Source organism: Chelatococcus sp. GCM10030263, from assembly GCF_042666455.1.
In the GTDB taxonomy this organism is placed as follows: domain Bacteria; phylum Pseudomonadota; class Alphaproteobacteria; order Rhizobiales; family Beijerinckiaceae; genus Chelatococcus.
In genome coordinates this window covers 156544-178055 of the sequence record NZ_JBHTDB010000016.1, presented here as the reverse complement: position 1 = coordinate 178055, position 21512 = coordinate 156544, and the positions used below count along the sequence as shown (strand labels likewise).

General features: G+C 64.6%; 22 protein-coding genes. 10 read left to right on the top strand and 12 right to left on the bottom strand.

Annotated elements, in window-relative coordinates:
• Positions 1 to 2 precede the first annotated feature (2 nt).
• Together uxuA (ACFQU1_RS23210) and ACFQU1_RS23205 are read left to right on the top strand one after the other, a co-directional pair.
• Positions 3 to 1199 (top strand): mannonate dehydratase, encoded by a 1197-nt coding sequence (uxuA, locus tag ACFQU1_RS23210; RefSeq protein ID WP_378137230.1) that lies wholly within the window; start codon positions 3 to 5, stop codon positions 1197 to 1199.
• On the top strand, positions 1196 to 1933 hold the full coding sequence (locus ACFQU1_RS23205; protein ID WP_378137228.1) for an SDR family oxidoreductase: 738 nt from the start codon (positions 1196 to 1198) through the stop codon (positions 1931 to 1933). The genes uxuA (ACFQU1_RS23210) and ACFQU1_RS23205 overlap by 4 nt, the downstream gene beginning before the upstream one ends.
• Before the next feature lie 25 nt (positions 1934 to 1958).
• Here ACFQU1_RS23205 and ACFQU1_RS23200 read toward each other — a convergent pair whose 3' ends face one another.
• The gene (locus tag ACFQU1_RS23200; protein WP_378137226.1) at positions 1959 to 2645 is read right to left on the bottom strand and encodes a GntR family transcriptional regulator; all 687 of its coding nucleotides are present in this window, start codon (positions 2643 to 2645) and stop codon (positions 1959 to 1961) included.
• A 221-nt stretch (positions 2646 to 2866) separates the two neighbouring features.
• Between ACFQU1_RS23200 and uxuA (ACFQU1_RS23195) the strand changes: the two genes are divergently transcribed.
• From uxuA (ACFQU1_RS23195) to ACFQU1_RS23170, 6 genes are all read left to right on the top strand, one after another.
• Positions 2867 to 4096, top strand: coding sequence for a mannonate dehydratase (gene uxuA / locus ACFQU1_RS23195; protein ID WP_378137224.1), 1230 nt, complete (start codon positions 2867 to 2869; stop codon positions 4094 to 4096).
• A gap of 200 nt (positions 4097 to 4296) precedes the next feature.
• Positions 4297 to 5130, top strand: coding sequence for a substrate-binding periplasmic protein (locus ACFQU1_RS23190; RefSeq protein WP_378137222.1), 834 nt, complete (start codon positions 4297 to 4299; stop codon positions 5128 to 5130).
• An 89-nt stretch (positions 5131 to 5219) separates the two neighbouring features.
• Complete coding sequence (locus ACFQU1_RS23185; protein ID WP_378137219.1) at positions 5220 to 5885, top strand: amino acid ABC transporter permease; 666 nt, start codon at positions 5220 to 5222, stop codon at positions 5883 to 5885.
• Positions 5882 to 6541 carry an amino acid ABC transporter permease gene (locus tag ACFQU1_RS23180; protein ID WP_378137217.1) on the top strand — a complete coding sequence of 220 codons (660 nt, stop codon included), beginning with the start codon at positions 5882 to 5884 and terminating at the stop codon, positions 6539 to 6541. Before ACFQU1_RS23185 ends, ACFQU1_RS23180 begins: the two co-directional genes overlap by 4 nt.
• Positions 6538 to 7320, top strand: coding sequence for an amino acid ABC transporter ATP-binding protein (locus ACFQU1_RS23175; RefSeq protein ID WP_378137215.1), 783 nt, complete (start codon positions 6538 to 6540; stop codon positions 7318 to 7320). Before ACFQU1_RS23180 ends, ACFQU1_RS23175 begins: the two co-directional genes overlap by 4 nt.
• Positions 7321 to 7370: 50 nt before the next feature.
• On the top strand, positions 7371 to 8129 hold the full coding sequence (locus ACFQU1_RS23170; RefSeq protein WP_378137213.1) for an SDR family NAD(P)-dependent oxidoreductase: 759 nt from the start codon (positions 7371 to 7373) through the stop codon (positions 8127 to 8129).
• An 11-nt stretch (positions 8130 to 8140) separates the two neighbouring features.
• Here the strand turns inward: ACFQU1_RS23170 and ACFQU1_RS23165 are convergent, their stop codons facing one another.
• Complete coding sequence (locus tag ACFQU1_RS23165; RefSeq protein ID WP_378137211.1) at positions 8141 to 8755, bottom strand: FMN-dependent NADH-azoreductase; 615 nt, start codon at positions 8753 to 8755, stop codon at positions 8141 to 8143.
• A 125-nt stretch (positions 8756 to 8880) separates the two neighbouring features.
• Here ACFQU1_RS23165 and ACFQU1_RS23160 point away from each other — a divergent pair, with 125 nt between their 5' ends.
• Entirely contained in the window at positions 8881 to 9855 is a 975-nt protein-coding gene (locus ACFQU1_RS23160) for a LysR family transcriptional regulator (protein ID WP_378137209.1), read from the top strand.
• Positions 9856 to 10054: 199 nt separating this feature from the next.
• Complete coding sequence (locus ACFQU1_RS23155; RefSeq protein ID WP_378137207.1) at positions 10055 to 10489, top strand: DoxX family protein; 435 nt, start codon at positions 10055 to 10057, stop codon at positions 10487 to 10489.
• Between the two features lie 2 nt (positions 10490 to 10491).
• On the opposite strand, the gene ACFQU1_RS23150 is transcribed toward ACFQU1_RS23155, so the two are convergent.
• The 10 genes from ACFQU1_RS23150 to chrA all read right to left on the bottom strand — a co-directional run bounded on the left by ACFQU1_RS23150 (position 10492) and on the right by chrA (position 21506).
• Positions 10492 to 12222: a nitrilase-related carbon-nitrogen hydrolase gene (locus tag ACFQU1_RS23150; RefSeq protein ID WP_378137205.1), complete on the bottom strand. Its 1731-nt coding sequence runs from the start codon at positions 12220 to 12222 to the stop codon at positions 10492 to 10494.
• 8 nt (positions 12223 to 12230) lie between these two features.
• Entirely contained in the window at positions 12231 to 13265 is a 1035-nt protein-coding gene (locus ACFQU1_RS23145; RefSeq protein WP_378137203.1) for an acetamidase/formamidase family protein, read from the bottom strand.
• Between the two features lie 28 nt (positions 13266 to 13293).
• Positions 13294 to 14019 (bottom strand): ABC transporter ATP-binding protein, encoded by a 726-nt coding sequence (locus tag ACFQU1_RS23140; protein WP_378137201.1) that lies wholly within the window; start codon positions 14017 to 14019, stop codon positions 13294 to 13296.
• Positions 14012 to 14728 carry an ABC transporter ATP-binding protein gene (locus ACFQU1_RS23135; RefSeq protein WP_378137199.1) on the bottom strand — a complete coding sequence of 239 codons (717 nt, stop codon included), beginning with the start codon at positions 14726 to 14728 and terminating at the stop codon, positions 14012 to 14014. The genes ACFQU1_RS23140 and ACFQU1_RS23135 overlap by 8 nt, the downstream gene beginning before the upstream one ends.
• Positions 14728 to 15795 (bottom strand): branched-chain amino acid ABC transporter permease, encoded by a 1068-nt coding sequence (locus ACFQU1_RS23130; protein ID WP_378137197.1) that lies wholly within the window; start codon positions 15793 to 15795, stop codon positions 14728 to 14730. The genes ACFQU1_RS23135 and ACFQU1_RS23130 overlap by 1 nt, the downstream gene beginning before the upstream one ends.
• 8 nt (positions 15796 to 15803) lie before the next feature.
• Positions 15804 to 16676 carry a branched-chain amino acid ABC transporter permease gene (locus tag ACFQU1_RS23125; RefSeq protein ID WP_378138329.1) on the bottom strand — a complete coding sequence of 291 codons (873 nt, stop codon included), beginning with the start codon at positions 16674 to 16676 and terminating at the stop codon, positions 15804 to 15806.
• Positions 16677 to 16778: 102 nt separating this feature from the next.
• Positions 16779 to 18032 (bottom strand): urea ABC transporter substrate-binding protein, encoded by a 1254-nt coding sequence (locus ACFQU1_RS23120; RefSeq protein ID WP_378137195.1) that lies wholly within the window; start codon positions 18030 to 18032, stop codon positions 16779 to 16781.
• A 16-nt stretch (positions 18033 to 18048) separates the two neighbouring features.
• The gene (locus ACFQU1_RS23115) at positions 18049 to 18708 is read right to left on the bottom strand and encodes an ANTAR domain-containing response regulator (RefSeq protein WP_378137193.1); all 660 of its coding nucleotides are present in this window, start codon (positions 18706 to 18708) and stop codon (positions 18049 to 18051) included.
• Positions 18705 to 19862 carry a transporter substrate-binding domain-containing protein gene (locus ACFQU1_RS23110; protein WP_378137191.1) on the bottom strand — a complete coding sequence of 386 codons (1158 nt, stop codon included), beginning with the start codon at positions 19860 to 19862 and terminating at the stop codon, positions 18705 to 18707. Before ACFQU1_RS23110 ends, ACFQU1_RS23115 begins: the two co-directional genes overlap by 4 nt.
• A 240-nt stretch (positions 19863 to 20102) precedes the next feature.
• Positions 20103 to 21506, bottom strand: a complete 1404-nt coding sequence (gene chrA / locus ACFQU1_RS23105; RefSeq protein WP_378137189.1) for a chromate efflux transporter — start codon at positions 21504 to 21506, stop codon at positions 20103 to 20105.
• Between the last annotated feature and the right edge of the window lie 6 nt (positions 21507 to 21512).

Below are 21512 nucleotides of genomic sequence, written 5' to 3'. Positions count from 1 at the left end.
GCATGGAACAGACGTGGCGGTGGTGGGGACCGGACGACATCATCCCCCTCAGACATATCACCCAGGTGGGGGCGACGGGTGTTGTGACGGCGCTGCACGAGGTGCCTGCCGGCGAGGTCTGGACGAAAGAGCAAATCAAGGCGCGGATCGACATCATCGGTGCCGATCCATCGCTCGGCCTGCGCTGGAGCGTCGTCGAAAGCCTGTGGATTCACGAAAGCATCAAGCTCGCCGAGCCGGGAGTCGAGACGTTCTACGAGCGCTTCCGCCAGTCGATGGTCAATCTCGCCGAGGCCGGCGTGCACACCATCTGCTACAATTTCATGCCGGTGCTCGACTGGGCGCGCACGCAGCTGCGCTATGAGCTGCCGGGTGGCGGCACGGCGCTGCGCTTCAACGCGCATGAGTTCGCCGCCTTCGACTGCTTCATGCTGCGCCGCGACGGCGCCGAGGCGGACGTGCGCCCGGATGTGCTCGCCCGCGCGAAAGCCTGGTACGACGCCTCGACCGAGGCAGACAGGAACCGCCTGCTCTCCACCATCATGGCAGGCCTGCCTGGTGCCTTCGACCGCTATGACATCGAGGGGCTGCGCCGGATGCTTGCGCGCTATCGTGGCGTGGGGCGCGAGGAACTGCGTGCCAATCTCGTCAGGTTCCTGAAGGCGATCATCCCAACGGCCGAGAAGGTCGGCATCCGCATGGCGATTCACCCGGACGATCCGCCGCGCTCGCTGCTCGGTCTGCCACGCATCGTCGGCTCCGCCGACGATCTCGATTACATTTTCAAGGCCGTCGACAGTCCCGCCAACGGCCTGACGATGTGCACCGGCTCGCTCGGCGCCAATCCCGCCAACGACTGCCCAGCGATAGCGGCGCGGTTCGGCGACCGCATCCACTTCGCGCATCTGCGCAATGTCGCTAACGACCCGGATGGCTCCTTCATGGAGGCGGATCATCTCGGCGGCGACACCGACATGGTCGCGGTCGTCCGCGTTCTGCTGCGGGAGCAGAGGCGACGCAAGGAGGCCGGCCGGCCGGACTGGCGCATTCCATTCCGGCCGGACCACGGCCGCGAGTTGCTCGACGACGTCGGCAAGCCGACCTTTCCGGGTTATCCTGCCATCGGCCGCATGCGCGGCCTCGCCGAAATCCGCGGCGTCATGACGGCTCTCGCCCATGAGGAAGGACTGCCCCTATGACCGACACCACGCGCCCTCTTGCCGGCCGGACGGCCTGGGTCACGGGAGCCGCGAGCGGCATCGGCGAGGCGACTGCTCTAGCCCTGGCAACGGCCGGCGCCACAGTCGCCATCACCAGCCGACGCGCCGACAAGCTCGAAGCACTCGCCGCCCGCATCAGGGCTGCGGGGGGTGAAGCGATTGCAGCGGCAGGCGATGTCACCGATCTCGGGCGCATGGAGGCGATCGCCGACGAGCTGCTTGAGCGCGGCACGCTCGACATTCTCGTCAACAATGCCGGCAACAACATTCCCGAGCGCAGCTGGGGCGAACTGACGCCAGAGACCATCGACCTCCTGCTCGATGCTAATCTGCGAGGCACCCTGCAGGTCTCGCGCCTCGTGCTGCCGATGATGCAGGCCGGAGGCGGCGGCGTGCTCATCCACATCGGTTCCTGGGCGGCGCATTTCATCAGCACGGGGCCGGGGCCGATCTATACGGCCGCGAAAAGCGGCGTCGTCGCCATGAGCCACACGATCAACCTGGAACACGGCGTGCACGGCATCCGCTCCTGCGTGCTGTCACCGGGCGACGTGCATACACCGCTCATGGACAAGCGTCCGATGAAGATGAGCGACGAGGCAAAGCGCAAGATGCTGCAGCCGGAGGACATTGCCGGCCTTGTGCTGCATGTCGCGACCCTGCCGGCGCATGTCTGCGTCAACGAAATCATCGTCGGCCCGACCTACCGTTGAAAAAGGCGCGCTGGAAACCAGCCGGCTAAAGAAACAGCTCCGGCCGGGCTCGCGCCACGGCCGGCAGCACATTGACGATGCCGCGCAGATGCGTGCGCATCGCCGCTTCCGCCTCGACCGGATCGGCATTTTCGATGGCCCGGACGATCCGCTCGTGCTCGCGGATCAGCAGCCGCACATGCACCGGCTCGACGCTGAGATAGCGAACACGGTCCACCTGCGCCTTCACGTCCTGGATGACGCGCCACGCATAATGCTTGCCGGCGATATCGGCGAGTGTGCGATGGAAGAGCTCGTCGAGCCGAACGAATTCGTCCGAGCCTGCCTCACCCGCCGTCTTCTGGCGTGCAACCTGGCCGGAGAGCTCGCGCACGACCGCCGCATCGGCGATCTCGGCGACCAGTTTGATGATCTCGGCCTCGATCGCCTCGCGCACGAAGCTTGCGTCCATCACGGCGGCGGCCGAGATCCGCGAGATCATCGTGCCCCGCTGCGGGCGGATGTTTACGAGCCCCGCTTCGACCAGCTTGATGAAGGCCTCGCGCACCGGCTGCCGGGACACGTGGTAACTGCGCGCCACCTCCGTCTCGGAGATGACTTCACCCGGCAAGAGCTCCGTGCGGACGATTCTGTCCCGCAGCTTTTCGTAGATCTGTGGCCCGATCGCGTGCGCAGGATCGATTTCGTCATTTCCGAAAGGCAACTTGTCCATGCGCTACGCAGCCCTCCCCGCTTCGCCAACTGTCGGTCGCGAGCCGCGGCCGGCGGGCAGAGGAAACGCACCACCCGTTCCGCCTGCACCACCCGGTCCTAGCCCGCATTTCTGGCTTACCAGAACCCGCCTCAATTCAAAATCAGCCTGCACGTACTTCCATACTAGTAGCCATGATGATAGAAAGAGCTTCTCCACAAAGAGCTGCAGGGGATTTGAGCTTGAGACAGACGTGGCGTTGGTTTGGGCCGGAAGACAAGACCACTATCGACGATATGCGTCAGGCAGGCGTCGAAGCTGTGGTGACCGATCTCGGGCATGTGCCGACGGGCGCGATCTGGTCCGTCGACGAGATCGAGAAGCGCAAGGCGGATGTCGCCCGCATGGCGGATGGCAGCCCCTCTACCCTCGCCTGGGAAGTGGTCGAGAGCCTCCTCGTCTCGGAAGACATCAAGAAGCAGCACGGTGCCTGGCGCGAGCATATCGGGAACTATAAGCGCAGCCTCGAAAATCTCGCCCGCTGCGGCATTCGCACGGTCTGTTATAATTTCATGCCGGCGCTCGACTGGACGCGCACCGATCTACGCTTCCGGGTCGACCACGGCGGGACCTGCATGCGCTTCGACCTGATCGATTTCGCCATCTACGACATTTATGTTCTCGCGCGCAAAGGAGCGGCCGAGGATTACGATGAGGCCACAAAGGCGACGATCGAGGAACGGCTGAAGACGATCACAGAGGCGCGCAAGGCCGAGGTCGCCTATAACATCATGTCGGGCCTGCCCGGCGCCGCCGAAGAACTGACCCTCGACGATGTCCGCCAGCATCTCGCCGAATACGGCAAGACCACGCCCGAGCGCCTGCAGCAGAACTTCATCGACTTTCTTGAACAGGTCGTGCCCGTGGCCGAACGCCTGGATATGCGGCTCGGCTGCCACCCGGACGATCCACCGTTTCCGCTGCTCGGCCTGCCGCGCGTCATGTCGACCGAAGCGCATCTCACTCATATCGTGAAGGCCGTCGACTCGCCCGTGAACGGCATCACCTTCTGTTCCGGCTCGCTCGGTGCGCGTCCCGACAACGACCTGCCGGGCATCGTCAGACGCCTCGGCCACAAATTCGCCTTCCTGCATTTGCGCAACGTCCACCGCGAAATGCCGGGCTGGCCGACCTCCTTCAACGAGGTCGAGCATCTGGGCGGCGACAACGACATGGTCGAGATCCTGGCGGAACTGCTCGCGGAGGAAGACCGCCGCAAGGCGGCTGGCCGTGCTGACTGGAATATTCCGATGCGCCCGGACCACGGCCAGGACATCATCGACGACATCGGCCGCGGCGGGCAGCCGGGCTATCCGACCATCGGCCGTTTGAAGGGCCTGGCGGAGCTGCGCGGCATCATCACCGCGCTCACTCACCCACGCGTCTCCGTCCGGCCGTCGGCAAACCTTTGACAGTCGAACGCGCGCGCGGCGACGCGGCGCTGGAGAGGGACGCTTCCGACGAATGGGGTCAGACACAAGGCGGCCTAGACTGCCATGCTTGACCCGAGACGACTGGGATACTAGTATCCACGCGCTTCCGCACGGCACGCGCGGTCGCGTCACGACGACGGTGGGCAGTTTAGCCCTCCGCATCTGGAGGAGGAAGCATCGTGCATAAGCTTTTCGGCATTTCAGCGCTGGCGGGCGTGCTAGCGCTCGCCTGTAGCGCCGCTTTCGCAGCCGACGTACCGGCCGCCGGCACGAGCCCGCGGATCGATGCGATCAAGAAGGCGGGCGTGTTGCGCGTCGGCGTCCTCGCCAATCCGCCATGGCTCGTCGAAAACACCACCGGTTCCGGCGATCAGTGGACCGGGCCGGCTTGGCTTCTTGCCAAGGAGGTCGGCGACAAGCTCGGCGTCAAGGTCCAGCCCGTGCCCGTCAGCCATGAGACGAAAGTGCCGGTCCTCGGGGCCAACCAGGTCGACATGACGATCTCGCCGCTCGCCGAAACGCCGGAGCGCCAGAAAGTCGTCGACTTCGTCATTTATTCGAACACGGCCTCCTGCATGTTCGGGCAGGCGAAGAACGAAAAATTCGCCAGCGCCGCAAATGTTGATGCCCTGAATGATCCTAAGATCACCATCGCCTATTTCATCGGCGGCTCGGAAGAAAACTGGGTCAAGCAGCGCTTCCCGAAGGCGCATCTGCGCGGCGTCACCTCCTCCAACGCCCCCGCCCCCATCGAAGAAGTGATGGCACGGCGTGCCGACGCGGCCCCCATCAATCGCATCCAGTGGGAGCTCCTGAAGAGCAAGGTAAAGGGCTTGTCCGTGCTGCCGAAGGAAAACGACTGCCAGGATTCGCAGGAACTCGCCGCGCCCGTCGGGCTCGCGGTCGACAAGAACCAGCAGGTCTTTCTGGACTGGCTGCGCTCGGTGCAGGCGGAGATGAAGCCGACCCTGGTCGAGGACGAGAAGCGCCAGATCGAGGCCATGAAGAAATAGGCCTGGTGGTCTCGGCGGCGGATCTGCTCGCCGCCTCCTGACCGTATCGCCGCCGTTCTGCGGCAGGGCCGCGCGTCCCGGACATCATCATGGACTTCGATTTCAGCCCGGTTCTTGCGAGCTGGCCGTATCTTCTCGGCGGCCTCGGCATAACCTTGGCTCTCAGCGCACTCACCGTGGCCGCAAGCCTGATCGTAGGGCTCGCCATCGCGCTCGGGCGCCTTTATGGGCCGCGCTGGCTGTCCGCCATCCTGACCTTCTATATCGACTCGATGCGGGCGATTCCCGTCCTCGTGGTCCTCATCTGGATCTACTTCGCGCTGCCCATGCTCACCGGCGTCAACCTGCCGCCCTTCTGGTCGGCCTTGCTGGCGCTCACCCTGCATATCGCCGCCTATGTCGCCGAGGTCGTGCGGGCAGGCATCGTCTCGGTACGCCGTGGACAGTCCGAGGCCGGCCTCGTCATCGGCATGTCGGGCGCGCAGATCCTGCGCAATATCGTGCTTCCGCAGGCCTTGATCCGCATGCTGCCCGCGCTCGGCTCGATCGTCTCCATCACCATCAAGGACACGGCCATCGCCGCGGTCATCGCCGTGCCCGAACTCATGAAGCGGGCCGAGACCATCTCCGGCCAGAGCTTCCGGCCGATGGAAGTCTTCACCGTGATCATGGTCGTCTACTTCCTGATCATCTTCCCGACCACACGGCTGATGGACATGGTCTATCAGCGCGTCGCCTATCGGGGGCGGTCGTGACCCTCGACTGGAGCATCGTGTGGAATAATGCCGGCGCGCTGGCGCACGGCGCCTGGATCACCATCCTGCTGACGGTCTGCACGATGGCGATTGCTGTGCCCGGCGGCATTTTGCTGGCGGTCATGCGGCTGTCTCCCAGCGGCCCGCTGCGCTGGATCAGCACCTGCTATGTGGAGTTCTTCCGCAACATCCCGCTGATCCTGCTGGTTTATTGGAGCTTTTACGTCCTGCCCGTCATCTCCGGGCTGACGCTGCCGCCCTTCGCCACGGCCCTCACGGCCCTCGCGCTCAATGTCTCGGCCTATAATTCCGAGACCTTTCGGGCCGGCATCAACTCCATCCGCAAGGGCCAGTCGGAGGCAGCACTCGCCCTTGGGATGTCGCGCTTCTCGGTGTTCCGCGAGATCATCCTGCCGCAGGCCGTGCGGCGTGTGTTGCCGGTGCTCGCCAGCACTTGGGTGTCGCTCTTCAAGGACACCTCGCTCGTCTCGGTCATCGCCGTCGGCGAACTCGCGCATACGGCCATGGAGATCCGGTCGCGGTCGTTTCGCGTCTTCGAGATGCTGACCGCGATGGCGGCGATCTACTGGCTGCTCGGCTATCCGCAGGCGAAACTCGTCGACTGGATCCACAGAAGGTGGGGAGTGAAGGAATGACGGTCGAGCCGGCTACTGCATCCCGCAAGAACGCCGATCAGCCTGCGATCGTCGAATATCGCGACGTGCGCAAGCTCTACGGCAGCTTCGTCGCGCTCGACGGCGTAAGCGCCCGCGTCAACAAGGGCGAGGTGCTCTGTCTGATCGGTCCGTCGGGCTCGGGAAAGTCCACGCTGCTGAGGTCCACGAACGCGCTCGAGAAGATCGAAGGCGGCACCATCCTTATCGACGGGCAGCCGCTGCCGACGAGCGCGACGGAAATTCGCAAGGTGCGCCAGCGGATGGGCATGGTCTTTCAGAGCTTCGAGCTTTTTCCGCACAAGACAGTGCTACAGAATGTGACCATCGGCCCGATGAGCGTCCAGAAGCTCTCGAACAAAGCCGCCGACGAGCGCGCCCGCGCCATGCTGCAGAAGGTCGGGCTCCTGCACAAGGCGGATCAGTATCCGGCCAATCTCTCCGGCGGCCAGCAGCAGCGCGTCGCAATCGCGCGGGCACTGGCCATGGAGCCGAAGATCATGCTGTTCGACGAGCCGACCTCGGCGCTCGATCCCGAGACCATCGGCGAGGTGCTGAATGTCATGAAGCAGCTCGCCGACGAAGGCATGACGATGGTCGTCGTCACCCACGAAATGAACTTCGCGCGGCGCGTCGCGAACTGGGTGATAGTCTTTGACCACGGCAAGATCGTCGAACAGGGCCATCCGAAGCAGATCTTCGAGGATGCCCGGCAGGAGCGCACGCGCGACTTCCTGAGCCACCTCGGCTGGAACGGCTAACCACCGGGATCGCCCCCCGCCTTTATCGACCTCACTCGGGAGCCAGACGCATGTCCTCTTCCCTCGCCGGCCTCAAGGCCCTCGTCATCGGCGGCTCGAACGGCATTGGCCTTGCCATGGCGCACCGCTTCCACGATTGCGGCGCCACCGTCGCGGTTGCCGGCCGCACGCCCGATCGTGTGGCGGCCGCGGCCAAAGGCCTGTCAAGGCCCGGCGCCGAGGCACCCGGCTTCACCGTCGACATCGCCGACGACACCGACCGGGAGCGCTTCTTCGCCGAGGTCGATGGGCATTTCGGCACGCCCGACATTCTCGTCAATTCCCAGGGCATCACGACGCTGCAGCCGGCCGAGAATTTCGACGCGGCCGCCTACGACCATCTTGTCAACATCAACCAGCGCAGCGTCTTCTTCTGCTGCACGCATTTCGGCCGCGGCATGCTGGAACGCGGCAGCGGCGCGATCATCAATATCGCCTCGCTTGCCGCCCACCGCGGCTTCCAGCTGTCAGCGCCCTATACGATGACGAAACATGCCGTGCTTGGCCTGACGCGCGTACTCGCGGCCGAATGGGCGCCGCGCGGCGTGCGCGTCAATTCGATCTCGCCCGGCTTCTTCATGACGAATCTCAACCAGGCCAAGATGGATCCGCAGCGCAAGGCGACCGCGAAGGCGCGCACGCCGATAGGCCGTTTCGGCAAGCTCGAGGAACTCTGCAGCGCCGCCGAATTCCTGGCTTCGCCTCAATCCGGCTATGTCACCGGCATCGATGTGCCGGTCGACGGCGCCTATCTCGCAGCGGGCCTGTAACCGCAGCCGGGCTAGGCGGCGAGCGCGAGCTCCTCGACGCGCGACTTTGCAGCGCCGATCGCCTTTTCGGCCGCTTCCGGCCCCATGGCGAGACCCTCCACATAGATGATCTCGACATCGGTGATGCCGATGAAGCCGAGAACGAATTTGAGATAGGGAACGGCGTGGTTCATCGAGGCGGCCGGGCCTTGTGAATAGACGCCCCCGGACGCCAGAACGACATAGACCTTCTTGCCCCCCGCGAGGCCAATCGCACCGGTATCACCATATTTGAAGGTGCGGCCAGCGCGCACGATATTGTCGATCCAAGCCTTCAGCAAGGACGATATGTTGAAATTGATGAGGCCGGTCGCAAGGATCACCGTATCGGCGGCGAGCAATTCGTCGACCAATGCGTCGGATGCTTCAATCGCCCGAGATTCCTCGGCCGTGCGCGCATCCGCCGACTTGTTGATGGCCGCGGTGAAATGGTGGTCGATATGCGGCAGCGGCGACGTCACCAGATCCCGATGAACGATTACGCTGCCGGGCCTCTGCGCCTTGATCTTTTCGGCCAGTTCCGCGGCAATCCTGGTCGACAGGGATTCAGCCCGAGGGCTGGAGGTGAGAAGAAGAATGGACGACATGAGAGCTCCTCTCCGAGCGATCTTTGCGGCGCCTTGGGAAGCACCCACTCAGAGAGATAGGGGTCGCGAATTATCTAGAAAACGGCTATTCTGTCGATCAAAACTATCGATGGAATAGATAGCCCATGTATCCCAGCCCGACCCTGGACCAGTTGCAAATCTTCCTGACCGTGGTCGAGACGGGGAGTTTCTCGGCAGCCGCGCGGACGCTCAATCGCGCGCAATCGGTGATCAGCTATGCGATCGCTAATCTCGAGGCGCAGGTCGAGATGCCGCTCTTCGAGAGGGCCGGCGCCCGCCAGCCGAAATTGACCGAGGCCGGGACGGCACTGCTCGAAGATGCCCGCCGCATCCTCTCTGGACTCGATGTCATGCGGGCGCGGATCAAGAGCCTGAAGGACGGGCTGGAGGGTGAAATTGCGCTCGCCATCAGCGTGTTCGTGCCGACCGATGTCCTGGTGGGCGTGCTGCGCGACTTCCGCGATCAATTCCCATCCGTGTCCGTCGCCCTCACGGTGGGCGAACTCGGCGCCATCATCGACGTCGTGGCCAGCGGCAAGGCGAGCATCGGGATCGGCGGCGCGCCAACGAAGCTGGACGATACGCTCGTTGCCGATCGCATCGGCCATTCCTTCATGATCCCGGTCGTCGCCCCCGATCACCCTCTCGCACGACGCGACAAGCCGTTGTCGATCACCGACGTGCGCGACGAGATCCAGATCGTGGTGACCGACATATCCGGGCTGACGAAAGGCCGCGATTTCAACGTCCTGTCCTACAGGACGTGGCGTGTGAGCGACGTCACGACGAAATACCACCTCATTCGCGGTGGTCTCGGCTGGGGTGGGCTGCCGGCCTCGCTCATCTGGGACGATCTGCGGCAGGGGCACCTCGTGCAGCTCGACCTAGAGGCCTATGCGCAGGGCGAATATCCGATCTATGTGATCCGAAAGCTGGCCAATTCGCCCGGCCCGGCGACGCGTTGGATGATCGAGGCCTTCCGCAGCCGACTATCCAACTGTCCCGACGAGACGGACTTCAACACGATGTTGGCGACGGCAGGCAGATCGGAGCAGGTCACCGGCGAGCCGGTGAAATAACAATCGCATATGACGAGTTTGGTCGCGGCTCGCCGTCGACTATGCAGGATTGCCTGCCATCCATGGGGCGCCCGCAAGGCCGCCATTGCATCGGCGCAATCGATCAGCCCTGGGCAGTCATGCCGACGGGAACTATCCCTATTCCGGCAATCATGCCGTCGGCCGAGCTTCGGCACCGGCTCGCCTATAGGGAAAGACCATGCCCAGCTATGCCAATTCCACAGCCGCGTTCAGCCGGCTTCTCCTTGCTCTGCTGTTCGTGCTCAGCGGCATCGGCAAGTTCGCCGCGCCGGCGGGCACCCAAGCCTATATCGCGGCGGCCGGCCTTCCGCTCCCGCTTGTCGGTTATCTCATTGCCGTCGTCGTCGAGCTCGGCGGTGGCCTGCTGCTCGTCGTCGGCTATCAGACCCGGCTGGTCGCAACGGTCATGGCGCTCTTTACGCTCGCCGCGGCGCTGTTCTTCCACAACAATTTCGCGGATCAGAACCAGATGATCCATTTCTTGAAGAACATCGCGATCACTGGCGGTCTGCTGCATGTGGCAGCCTTCGGCGCCGGCGCCTTTAGCGTCGACGGATGGCGGGCCCGCTCGCGGCTCGGCGGCACCACCGGCGCCAAAGCCTCGCGGGCTTAAAGTCATCCTGCCTGGCCGAGCGGCTTGTAGTGATGCGGCAGGCGCATGGACACTAGGTCCTTCCGCCTGACCACATTGGTCGGATAGGGGCTCACCAGATTGGTCGTGTCCACCTCGCTCACGGCAACGCCCTCCCCGTCCGCCACGAGGGCTTCGCGGCGCGGGAAATCAAAGGTGCCGGGGCTGAAAACGCCGCTCTTGCCGGTAAAGCCGTTGGCGGGATCCACGGCATTGGCGAAGGCGAGATAGACGTTGTTCTCGCCGGCGCGTACCCGGAAATGGTGCCAGTGGTGGGGATCGGCCCCGGTCGGGATCGGATAGTTCTGCGCGACCGCCGTGCCCGCGTGACCTCCAGTGAAACGGCCGGCTTGAGCGGCCGGGCAGGCGATGAGATCTGCCCCCTTGAGCGCCAGGACCCGGCCGGCCTCGGGAAACAGCGCGTCATGGCCGATCAGGAGCCCGACGCGCCCGACCGGCAGGTCGAAGACCTCCCAGCTGTCGCCCGGGCGCGCCCAGGCGCGGTGGCGCGCATCGACATGGATCTGGCGATAGCGGCCGACGAGCCCCTCGGGGCCGACCAGCACCGCGGTGTTGTAGAGGCGCTCGCCGTCGCGCTCGGCGAGGCCCGCGACGAGGTGCACCCTCAGCCGGGTGGCGATCGCGATCAAGCGCTCGACGGCGGGCCCCTGCAGCGGTTCCGCCCGTTCGGCCGGGGCGGAAAGCCCGGTCACCGCGAGTTCGGGCAAGACCACCAGTTCGGCGCCCTGCCCAGCCGCCTCCGCCGCGAGATCCCCGATGCGGTCGAGATTGGCCGCGACGTCCTCGCGCGGCCGGGACTGGCCGACCGCCACGCGCGAGCACCGGCCGGGCGGCAGCGGGCGATGACCGTAGAGCCCGAAGAAGTCCTGCGGGTTCCAGGCGAAGGTATTGGTGGCGAGCTCCGCATAGAGCTCCGGCCGGCGCTCGGCGAAGACCGGCGCGCCGAGCACGTTCCGCTCGCGGGCCCGGCCGAGGTCGATCGGGGCATAGGCAATGCCGTCGCCCGCATCGACCACGGCGGCTATAGTGCCGTCCGGTTCGATGATGGAGCTGCCGCCGCTGAACTGCACGCTGCGCTCCAGCCCCCAGCGGTTCGCCTCGACGAGGTAGCAGCCATTCTCGAAGGCCCGGCTGATCCAGTAGGGCGCCGGGGTTCGCTCGGCGAGCCAGTTGCTGATGTGGCAGATGACATCCGCGCCGCCGAGCGCCACGAGCCGCGCCGTCTCGACGAAATGGATGTCCATGCAGATGAGGAGCGCGATACGGCCGATCTCGGTCTCGAACACCTGATGGCCGAGATCGCCAGGCGCCGCCCATTTCGGCTCGGAGATATAGGGATGGGTCTTGCGGTGACGCCCGACCACCCCCTCCGGGCCGATGAGCACGGCCGTATTGTAGTAGAGGCCGGTGGCGGGATCGACCTCCGGCATGCCGACAACCACATAGACGCCCTGTTTGCGCGTCACCGCGGCGAAGCGCTCCGTCGTCGGGCCGGGTACGGGTTCGACGAAGGGAGCGACCTCCCCGCGGTCGAACCAGCAATAGCCGGTCGTGCCCATCTCGGGCGTCACGATCAGCTTCGCGCCGGACCCGGCGGCCTCCTCGACGAGCGCGACGAGCTGCTCGATATTGCGCTCCTTCTCGAACTGCGTCGGCTCGAACTGGACGGCAGCGGCCGTGTAGGTCGTCGGCATGGCTTCCCTCACCCGAGCATCGTCTTCTGGATGGAGGCGCCGAGCGTGTATTTCGGATCGACCATATTGCCGAGCCGCACCCGGCCGATCTGGGTCAAGAGCATATAGGCCTCGATCTCCTCGAAGCCGTAGTCGGCCGCCATCCAGCGAATGAGGTCGCGATAGGCCATGCGGGCGGCGTCCTCCATCGGCCGCGTCGAGCCGATGGACATGATGAATGTCGCGGTCTCCAGCCGCGGCGTGCGGATCGTCCAACCCTTGATGAGGTCGATCTGCACCGTGGTGACTGTCGGATGTTCCAGCGCCACCCCGCACAACTCACCATCGCCCTGGGTGGCATGGCAGTCGCCGAGATAGAGCAGCCCGCCCGCGACATTCACCGGCAGATAGATGACGGCGCCCGGCCCGACATCCGGCAGGTCCATGTTGCCGCCGTAATAGTCCGGCTGCAGCGAGGTGATCGCCTCGATCTCGGGCGAGGTGCCGATGGTGCCGATGAAGGGCTCGTAGGGCAGCGCGATCTTGTCGTTCCATTGCGTGCCGGTCTCGGCATCGACATGGAGCTTCTTGACCCGGACCGGCAGCGGCGCGTTGAGCATCGCCGTGTCGGTGGTCGGCACCAGGCCGCCGAAGTCCGGCATGATCAGCGTCGTGCCGCGCGGCTGCTCGCCGCGGGGAACGATGCTCTTGATATAGACGGCGAGCGTGTCGCCCTTCTCGGCGCCATTGACGTAGATCGGGCCGTTCTGCGGATTGAGATAGGGAAAATTCAGGATCTCGAGCGGATTGTCCGTCTCGTGCTTGATCTTGCCCTCGAAGGCATCATGCGTCTCGGCGGCGACCACGGCCCCGGGATCGACACGCAGCACCGGCTCGACATAGGGCCCGTACACATAATGATACTTGCCCTGCACCGCCTCGGTCAGGGAATGGCTTTGGCCGGCCCGGCCCTTGGCGAGGCCGCGCCGGGCCATCAGGGACGTCTCGAACCAGGATTGATTGGGCGAAGACTGATCGGATGAAGACTGATCGGATGAAGACATGGGTCGTCCTCCTTGGAAGCGATTGTCGTTAGACAGAAAGATACCGGCGCACCGTGTCGGCATCGGCGAGCGCGTCCCGGTCGAGCGAGGCGACGACGCGCCCCTTGTCCATGACGTAGCAGCGCTCGACCATGGCGCGGATCATGTCGATGTTCTGCTCGACCAGGATGATCGTGAGGCCCGTCGTGCGGTTGAGATCGACCATGATGCGGGCGATGTCCTGCACGATATTGGGCTGAATGCCCTCCGAAGGCTCGTCGAGCAGCACGAGGCCGGGATCGGCCAGAAGCACGCGGCCGATCGCCAGTTGCTGCTGCTGGCCGCCGGACATGGTGCCTGCGCGCTGGTTCCGGCGCTCGGCGAGAATCGGGAAATAGTCGAAGACGCGCTGCCGGTCGGCCTCGGTTAGCGAAGATCGGAAGAGGCCGCCGACCTGCAAGTTTTCTGCGACGCTCAAGCGCGGAAAGACGTCGCGGCCTTGCGGCACATAGCCGAGGCCGAGGCGCGCCCGCTTATGCGCCGGCAGATGCTCGATCGCCTCCCCGCGCAGGATGACGGAGCCGGCCATGGCCGGCACCAGGCCGATGAGCGTCTTCATCAGCGTCGACTTGCCGACGCCGTTGCGACCGATGACGCCGACGATCTCGCCCTCGCGCACCTCGATGTCGAGGCCCTGCAGCACAGGCTTGCCGCCGTAGCCGGCACGCAAACCGACCGTGGAGAGAAGAACCTCGCTACGCCCTTCCCTATGCATGGGCTTGCCCCAGATAAATGGCCGCGATCCGTTCGTCCGCGACGATCTCGTCGATGGTCCCCTGGGCGAAGACGCGCCCGAGATGAAGGACGGTGACCCTTTGCGCGACCTGGCGCACGAAGTTCATGTCGTGTTCGACGGCGAGCACGGTCACGCCCTGGGCATTGAGCGACTTCACCATGTCGCCGGTGGCATGGGTTTCCTCCGGCGACATGCCGGCGGTCGGCTCGTCGAGGAGCAGCAGGCGTGGCTTCAGGCTGATCGCCATGCCGATTTCGAGCCACTGCTTCTGGCCATGGCTCAGATTGCCGGCGAGCTGTCCGGCCTCGGCCGTGAGCTTGAGGAACTGGAGCAACTCGTCGATCTCCCGGCCGAGCGTTGCCGGGGGATAGCTGTGCTGCATGGCGATCTCCAGATTCTGGCGAACGCTGAGCGCCTTGAAGATGCCCGGCACCTGGAACTTGACGCTCATGCCGCGACGGATGCGCTGGAATGGCTTGAGCGCCGTGATGTCCTCGTCGGCGAAGACGATATGGCCGCTGCTCGGGCTATATTCGCCGAGGATGAGGCGAAAGAGCGTGCTCTTGCCGGCCCCGTTCGGCCCGATCAGGCAGTGGATCTCACCTTCGTCGAGGGCGAGATTGACATCCGCCGTCACGTGCAAACCGCCGAAATGCTTGTTCAGGCCGCGGGTTTCGAGGAGCGGCATCACGCGTCTCCCAGTTTCTTGCGGCGGCCGAAGAGGCGGGCGAGGCCGGTGACGGCTGACAGGATCAGGCCGCGCGGCGCGGCGAGCACGGTCACGACCAGAAGCACGCCCATGACCACGAGGGCATATTGGCTGCCGTAGATGGTGAGCGCCTGAAAGCCGGCGAGCACGACAAGGGTGCCGACGAGCGTCGCGGTGAGATCCGACCGTCCCCCGACGGCAACCCAGACGATGGGCAGCGCCGCCGCGGTGATGCCCATGCTGGAGGGCGTGATGTACTGCCCCCAGGCGGTGTAGAGCACGCCGCTGAGCCCGGCGAGCGCCGCGCCGATGACGAAGGCGCCGAGCTGATATTTGCGCACGTCGTAACCGAGCATCTCGGCGCGCTCGGGATTTTCGCGGATGGCGACGAGCACATTGCCGAAGCGCGAGTTCACCAGCACGCGCAGGCCGAGATAGACGACGACGAGCAGGGCGAGCACGAGATAATAGAGCTGGATATCCGGGAAGAGCACGAGGTCGCCGCCGAACCAGGGGATGGTGAGCGGCGGCATGCCGCTCATGCCGTTGAAGCCGTTGAGCCGCGCCGTCCCGACCCGCCACTCCGGCCCTGCCGTCTGCGCCATGAAGCGTTCGAGCACCAGCGTCACCGACAGGGTGACGATGCCGAGGAAGACGCCGGTGATCCGCCCGAAGAACAAGAAATAGCCGAGCAGCACAGCAAAGAGCGCAGCGAGCGCGACCGCAAGGATCAGCGCGGCGATGGTGAAGCCATAGGCCGAGCCGAGATTGATGGTGAGAATGCCGTAGCTGTAGCCGGCGATGCCGAAGAAGGCCGTCTGGCCGAAGCTGAGCGAGCCGCCATAGCCCCAGATGAGGCTGAGCCCCAGCGCCATGAAGGTCCAGTTGAAGAAGTAGACGGTATTGCCGACCGTATAGCCGTCGGCAGTCAGCGGATAGCAGCCGGCCGCAACGACGACGACGGCAAAGAGGGTCCAGAACAGCGGGCCTCGGCCGACCGTCTGCGGACCTTCGAGCCGCTTGAGGAAACGATGGATAGCGCTCATCTCGCCCCTCAAGCCCGTTCGCGCAGCAGGAAGCCGGAGATGCCCTTGGGCAGCACCCGGATGACGATGATGACCGCGATGAGCAGCGCGATCTGGCCGAAGAGCTGTCCCTTCCAGGAGGTCATCGCCGCTTTCACCACGGCGAGCACCACGCCTGCCGGCGCGGTACCGAGGAAGACGTCCGCGCCGCCCACGACGACGGTGACGAAGGCCTCCATGATGAAGGTCGTCCCCATGGTCGGCACGAGCGTCATGGTGGGTGCGTAGAGGCCGCCGGTCAGCCCGGCGAGGCCGGCCCCGAGCGCGAATGTGAGCCCATAGATGAGGCGCGTGTCGATGCCGAGCGCCGCCGCCATATGCGGCACCTGGATGGTGGCCCGCGCCATCACGCCGAAACGCGTCCAATTGAAGAGCGCGTAAAGCCCGGCGAATACGGAGATCGCGGCAACGAAGAGCACGATGCGGTAGACCGAATAGGAATAGCCGCCCATCTCGAAGCTGCCGAAGGGCGTGCCGATGCCCGGCATGGTGGAGCCGAGGACGATGAGCGTGCCCTGCGTGGCGATCAGGCTGATGCCCCAGGTCGCGACGATGGTGTCGAGCGGTCGGTCATAGAGGTGGCGGATCACCAGCACCTCGATGATCAGCCCGACGATACCCGCAGCGAGCGCGCCGGCCGCGATGGCGAGCGGCAGCGGCAGCCCGGCGCGCGCTGTCGCGACGGTCACATAGGCGCCGCACATGATGAATTCGCCATGGGCGAGATTAATGACGCCCATCATGCCGAAGATCACGGCGAGCCCACAGGCGGCGAGAACGAGAAAGGCGAAGGCGTCACCGAACTGATAGAGCGCGGCGAAGGCGAAACTACCCGCATCCATTGTAATACGACCCGTCCTGGTCAACGCAGGCGTCTCCCGGCGCTGAGCCGGGAGCGCGGTTTCCGGATTGCGGCCGGCAGTGCCGGCCGCAGAGGCGCGCCATCAGTTCTTCGGCGGCGGATTGGACGGGGTATATTGCGCGTTCGGGTTCGACTTCGTCAGGTCGCAACCCGCCTCGCCCAGCCAGTACGGCTTGATGTCGGCCCAGACCTTCGGGAAGGAGATCGAGTGGTCCTCCCCGACATGCGCCAGATAGATGGTGTGCGACATGTGCTGGCTCTTGGGGTCGATGCAGACCTTGCCCTCCGGCGCATCCATGCAGACGTCGCCCTCGGCGATGACCTTGCGCAGATCGTCGCGCTTGGTCGAGCCCTTCGCCCGCTCCACCATCTGCTTGTAGAGATAGACGGCGAGATAGGAGTTTTCAGCCTCCTGATTGATATAGGGCTCGTTCGGGAACTTCTCCTTGAAGCGCTTCAAGAAGTCCTTGCTCGCCGGGCTGTCGACCTCCTCGATATAATTGGTCGTGACATACATGTTGGCGAGGCTCGGCGGCTTGAAGCGCTTGTGCTCGTAGCCCTGGCCGACATTGACGGAGGAGGCCATCGGCAGCTTGAGATTGGCGGAGGCCGCCTGCTCGTAATAGGAGGCCTGGGCGGTGCCGACGAGGAGCGTCACCACGAAGTCGGGCTTGGCGTTCTGAATGTTCTGGATCGTCTGCGAGAATTGCGAGACGCCGAGTGGGATGAATTCCTCGCCGACCATCTTGCCGCCGTTGTCCTTGACGATGTTGCGCACCCATTCGGCCGAAATCTGCCCGAAATTGTAGTCGGCGGCGATCGTGTAGACGTTCTTGCCGTATTTCTCCATCATCCAGGGGATGAGCGTGGAGAATTGCTGCTCCGGCACAGCGCCCGTCACGACCATATGGGCGTCACAGACGCCGCCTTCATACTGGTTGTTGTAGAAGGCGAAGCCGTCGAGCTGGTCGACGATCGGCCGGTAGGCCTCGCGCGAGGCAGAGGAGAAGCCGGCGAAGACGGCGTTCACCTTGTCGCGCTGCAGCACGCGGCGCATGAACTCCTGGTAGCGCGTATTGTCGGACTGGGTATCGTAGATCACGAGCTCGAGCGGACGCCCGGCGATGCCGCCCGCCTTGTTGATCTCGTCGGCGGCGAGCTGGATCGCATGCACCTTGCCGATCGTCGCCACGGCGAAATCGCCGGACTGGTCCTCGAGCACGCCGAGCTTGATCGGATCGGCGGCATGGGCGGCGGCCATCATGGCGCCGACGCCGAGCAAAAAGGTTCCCGAGAGGGCCGCGGCACGCAGCCCCCGCTTCATGACTCCGGACATATAGTCTCTCCTCTGGTTATGCTTGGTCGATACGCCGCTGTGCGGCGGCTTGCTGTGTAAGAAACGCTGCTGATCCCGCCTTCTTCTTGAGAAATTCCTCGCAATAGTCTTCGAGGTTTTGCCGCGAGCGCATGCTCTCGCGGCGAAGCACGGCATAGGCCTCATCGTCGTCGCAGCCGGCCTGACGCATGAGGGCGACGATCGCCTTCACCACCGATCGCCGTCCCTGACGGCGCCGTTCCAGCTCCCGCAGGCGATGGCCGAGATCGCTACGCAGCAGGAACTGGTTGATGCCGAGAAAGAGCGTCGTATAGACCGTCGCGCCATGCACCGGCTTGCGCAGGAAACCGGTGGCGCCGAGATTCGTCAGGGCTTTCAGGCGACTCGGCGCCTCCACACCGACGAGGCCGATGATCGGCACCGGCGGTAGACGCGTCTCGAAGTCCGGCTCGATGGCCAGAACGCCGTCGAGGTCCCCATCGACGAAGAGAATATCCCGGTCGGCTTGGAGCGTGGCGATGTCGAGCACCGCCCTCCCCTCCACGATCGACACATGCTCGACACCGACCCCGAGCTTGACGAGGGTCGCCTCCAAGGCCTCCACGGCCCCGGGGCTCGCGGTGACGATATGGGCGCGACCGCCGCTGAAGTTCTGGAGCAGCCTGGGAGCCGTCATTTGACCACCTTGAGCTGAGGCAGGCGCGGGCTGAGCGCGTAGCGCGGCGATGACTGCACCAGATAGGGGTCTGGGCAGACGGGCGCCGGCGCTTCGACGATGACGTCGAAGCGGGCATGCGCGTTGGAGCGGCCGATGCGCGGGGTGAGATAGGCGTGCAATGTCTGCGGGTCGATCCAGACCTCGCCCTGCGGCGCGGCAAGGCGCTGGCGCGTGGCGGCCGCCTTTACCGCAGCCACCTCGTCGACGCCCGCCTCCGCCAGGGCGAGCGCCAGCAGCTTGACGGCCACGTAGGAGGCTTCCGCATCGGCCGAGGGTGCCGGACCGTTGGGAAATGCGGCGGTATAATCCTTCACGAAGGCAGCGCTTGCAGCGCTCTCGAGGGACGAGAAATAGACGCTCGAGCTCACATGACCGTCGACCGCCCCGCTGCCGATCTCCTCGAGCTCCGGCTCGGAAAGCGTGCAGCTCGCAACCGGGATGTCGCGCGGCTGATCGAGACCAGCCGCGGCGCAGGCCTGACGGAACTGGCGGAAGAAGGCATAGTTGCTCGTGCCGATGAGCGTGTTGAAGACAAAGTCCGGCCGGGCGGCCAAAATCGCGGCCACGACATGCTGCAGCTCGGTGTCGCCCACGGCGAAGTAGCGCTCCGCCAGAACCGTGCCGCCGCGTGCCATCATCGTCTCGCGGAAGATGCGGTTGTTCTCCCAAGCCCAGATATAATTCGAGCCTACGCAAAAGGCGCGGCTGCCGCCGTGATCGAGAAGATAATCGACTAATGGAAGCACATGCTGATTGGGAGCCGCCCCCGTATAGATGACGTTGTTCGAGCTCTCAAAACCTTCGTAATGGGAAGGATACCAGAGCAGCGCGTCATGTTTCTCGAAACAGGGGATGACCTCTTTGCGGCTTGACGAGGTATAGCAGCCCACGACATGGCGGATACCCTGGCCAAGAAGCTCACGGGTCAGTTCGCCATAGCGTGCGAGATCACCGCCGGGATTGACGACCACCGGCTCGAGGGCGAGGTCCGAACGCGTCTCGGCCAATTCCTGGAAAGCGAGCAGCGCACCATTCAGCATCGAGCGCGCGACCACGCTATAGGAGCCGGTCGACGAGAACATCACCCCGATACGATAGCTTTTCGCCAGCATTCGCCGTCCCAAAACAAAAAAGCCCGACGGCTGTTCTGCCGCGGGCATCCTCGCCGCCAATCCAAACCAGGCCGGATAGCCTCGCTGATTGGAAATGTTGCATGGGTGGCGCAAAAACAGGCAACATTGCCCCGCGCCTCACAAATAAGCTCTATGGGAAGCGTGCCCTTGTCAAGTGGAATCATGACAGCCCGCGACGGCGGGGCGAACGGGCTCTTATGGGTAGCTTTGAGGCGGCACTCAAAGCACGATTGCCAGTCCCTTCAGCGCCACCCCGGCGATCACACACGCCGAAAGCGTCTGGATCATGCCGATCTTGAACCCGAGCATTGCAACCATCGCTGCGAGAGCCAGCACAGCGGCCTGCCAGTCGATCGAACCGAGCACCGGCACATCCGGCCCGGCGCCAAGGATGTCGAGCGTCCTGACGTCACGAAACACCACGTGCAGCGCGAACCAGAGCGCGAGGTTCATCACCACGCCGACAACGGCCCCGGTGATGGCCGTTAGAGCCGCAGAGATCGCCTTGTTGCCGCGCAACGCCTCGACATAGGGCGCGCCAAGAAAAATCCACAGAAAGCATGGCGCAAACGTCACCCAGGTAGTCAGCAGAGCGCCGAGACAACCGGCCAGAAGCGGGTCGAAGGTACCCGGCGCACGATAAGCGGCGAGAAATCCGACGAACTGCAGGACCATGATGAGCGGTCCCGGTGTCGTCTCGGCGAGGCCGAGGCCGTCCGCCATTTCACCGGGGGCGAGCCAGCCAAAGGTATCGACGGCAGCCTGCGCGACGTAAGCGAGGACGGCATAGGCGCCCCCGAAGGTGACGACCGCCATGGTGCTGAAGAAGGTACCGGTTTTCGTCCAAATGCTGGAAGAGCCTGTGACCAGCCATAACAGCAGGACCGGGCCCAGCCAGATCGGAAGCCATAGCGCTAGCACACGTGCCGCTCGGCCCCAGGACGGATCGGCATGCGCGAGCTCGCCGCGCTCGAACATTCCGTCGATGACGCCCTTCAAGTCGGGAGCGTCGCGCTTGCCGCCGTGTCCGTCATTCGAGAAGAGCTGCGGCGCGGCACGGCTGCCCAACCAGCCGATCAGGCCGGCGATCAGAATGATGATCGGAAAGGGGACACGGAAGATATAGATGCCGACGAAGGCGGCAACTGCGATGCCGATCATCACACGGTTCTTCAGAGCACGTTTGCCGATCCGCAACACGGCATCCACCACGACGGCCAGCACAGCCGCTTTCACGCCGAAGAACACGGCCTCGATCAGCGGCACATTCCGGTAGAAGGCGTAGAGAATGCTGAGCCCCAGCATCACGAACGCGCCGGGCAGGACGAAGAGGATGCCGGCAACGAGACCGCCCGCGGTGCGGTGCATGAGCCAGCCGATGTAGATGGCGAGCTGTTGCGCCTCGGGACCGGGAAGCAGCATGCAGTAGTTCAAGGCGTGCAGGAAGCGTTGCTCGCCGATCCAGCGGCGGTCCTCAACCAGCTCCTTGTGCATCAAGGCGATCTGGCCGGCGGGGCCGCCGAAGCTGAGTAGCCCGATCCTGGCCCAGACGCGGGTCGCCTCTGCGAATGTGGGAGCGGTTGGTTCGGCTGTCGCGGCACCTTTCGTGGCATCGATCGACATCGCCGC

What these genes read in the sequence shown, in the direction of transcription:
- ACFQU1_RS23170 (WP_378137213.1), top strand. Translation starts at nt 7,371, where the DNA reads ATGTCCTCTTCCCTCGCCGGCCTCAAGGCCCTCGTCATCGGCGGCTCG.
- ACFQU1_RS23120 (WP_378137195.1), bottom strand. Translation starts at nt 18,032, where the DNA reads ATGTCCGGAGTCATGAAGCGGGGGCTGCGTGCCGCGGCCCTCTCGGGA.
- ACFQU1_RS23175 (WP_378137215.1), top strand. Translation starts at nt 6,538, where the DNA reads ATGACGGTCGAGCCGGCTACTGCATCCCGCAAGAACGCCGATCAGCCT.
- ACFQU1_RS23130 (WP_378137197.1), bottom strand. Translation starts at nt 15,795, where the DNA reads ATGAGCGCTATCCATCGTTTCCTCAAGCGGCTCGAAGGTCCGCAGACG.
- ACFQU1_RS23160 (WP_378137209.1), top strand. Translation starts at nt 8,881, where the DNA reads ATGTATCCCAGCCCGACCCTGGACCAGTTGCAAATCTTCCTGACCGTG.
- chrA (WP_378137189.1), bottom strand. Translation starts at nt 21,506, where the DNA reads ATGTCGATCGATGCCACGAAAGGTGCCGCGACAGCCGAACCAACCGCT.
- ACFQU1_RS23165 (WP_378137211.1), bottom strand. Translation starts at nt 8,755, where the DNA reads ATGTCGTCCATTCTTCTTCTCACCTCCAGCCCTCGGGCTGAATCCCTG.
- ACFQU1_RS23110 (WP_378137191.1), bottom strand. Translation starts at nt 19,862, where the DNA reads ATGCTGGCGAAAAGCTATCGTATCGGGGTGATGTTCTCGTCGACCGGC.
- ACFQU1_RS23185 (WP_378137219.1), top strand. Translation starts at nt 5,220, where the DNA reads ATGGACTTCGATTTCAGCCCGGTTCTTGCGAGCTGGCCGTATCTTCTC.
- ACFQU1_RS23150 (WP_378137205.1), bottom strand. Translation starts at nt 12,222, where the DNA reads ATGCCGACGACCTACACGGCCGCTGCCGTCCAGTTCGAGCCGACGCAG.
- ACFQU1_RS23135 (WP_378137199.1), bottom strand. Translation starts at nt 14,728, where the DNA reads ATGCCGCTCCTCGAAACCCGCGGCCTGAACAAGCATTTCGGCGGTTTG.
- ACFQU1_RS23155 (WP_378137207.1), top strand. Translation starts at nt 10,055, where the DNA reads ATGCCCAGCTATGCCAATTCCACAGCCGCGTTCAGCCGGCTTCTCCTT.
- ACFQU1_RS23200 (WP_378137226.1), bottom strand. Translation starts at nt 2,645, where the DNA reads ATGGACAAGTTGCCTTTCGGAAATGACGAAATCGATCCTGCGCACGCG.
- ACFQU1_RS23140 (WP_378137201.1), bottom strand. Translation starts at nt 14,019, where the DNA reads ATGCATAGGGAAGGGCGTAGCGAGGTTCTTCTCTCCACGGTCGGTTTG.
- ACFQU1_RS23145 (WP_378137203.1), bottom strand. Translation starts at nt 13,265, where the DNA reads ATGTCTTCATCCGATCAGTCTTCATCCGATCAGTCTTCGCCCAATCAA.
- ACFQU1_RS23115 (WP_378137193.1), bottom strand. Translation starts at nt 18,708, where the DNA reads ATGACGGCTCCCAGGCTGCTCCAGAACTTCAGCGGCGGTCGCGCCCAT.
- ACFQU1_RS23125 (WP_378138329.1), bottom strand. Translation starts at nt 16,676, where the DNA reads ATGGATGCGGGTAGTTTCGCCTTCGCCGCGCTCTATCAGTTCGGTGAC.
- ACFQU1_RS23205 (WP_378137228.1), top strand. Translation starts at nt 1,196, where the DNA reads ATGACCGACACCACGCGCCCTCTTGCCGGCCGGACGGCCTGGGTCACG.
- uxuA (WP_378137230.1), top strand. Translation starts at nt 3, where the DNA reads ATGGAACAGACGTGGCGGTGGTGGGGACCGGACGACATCATCCCCCTC.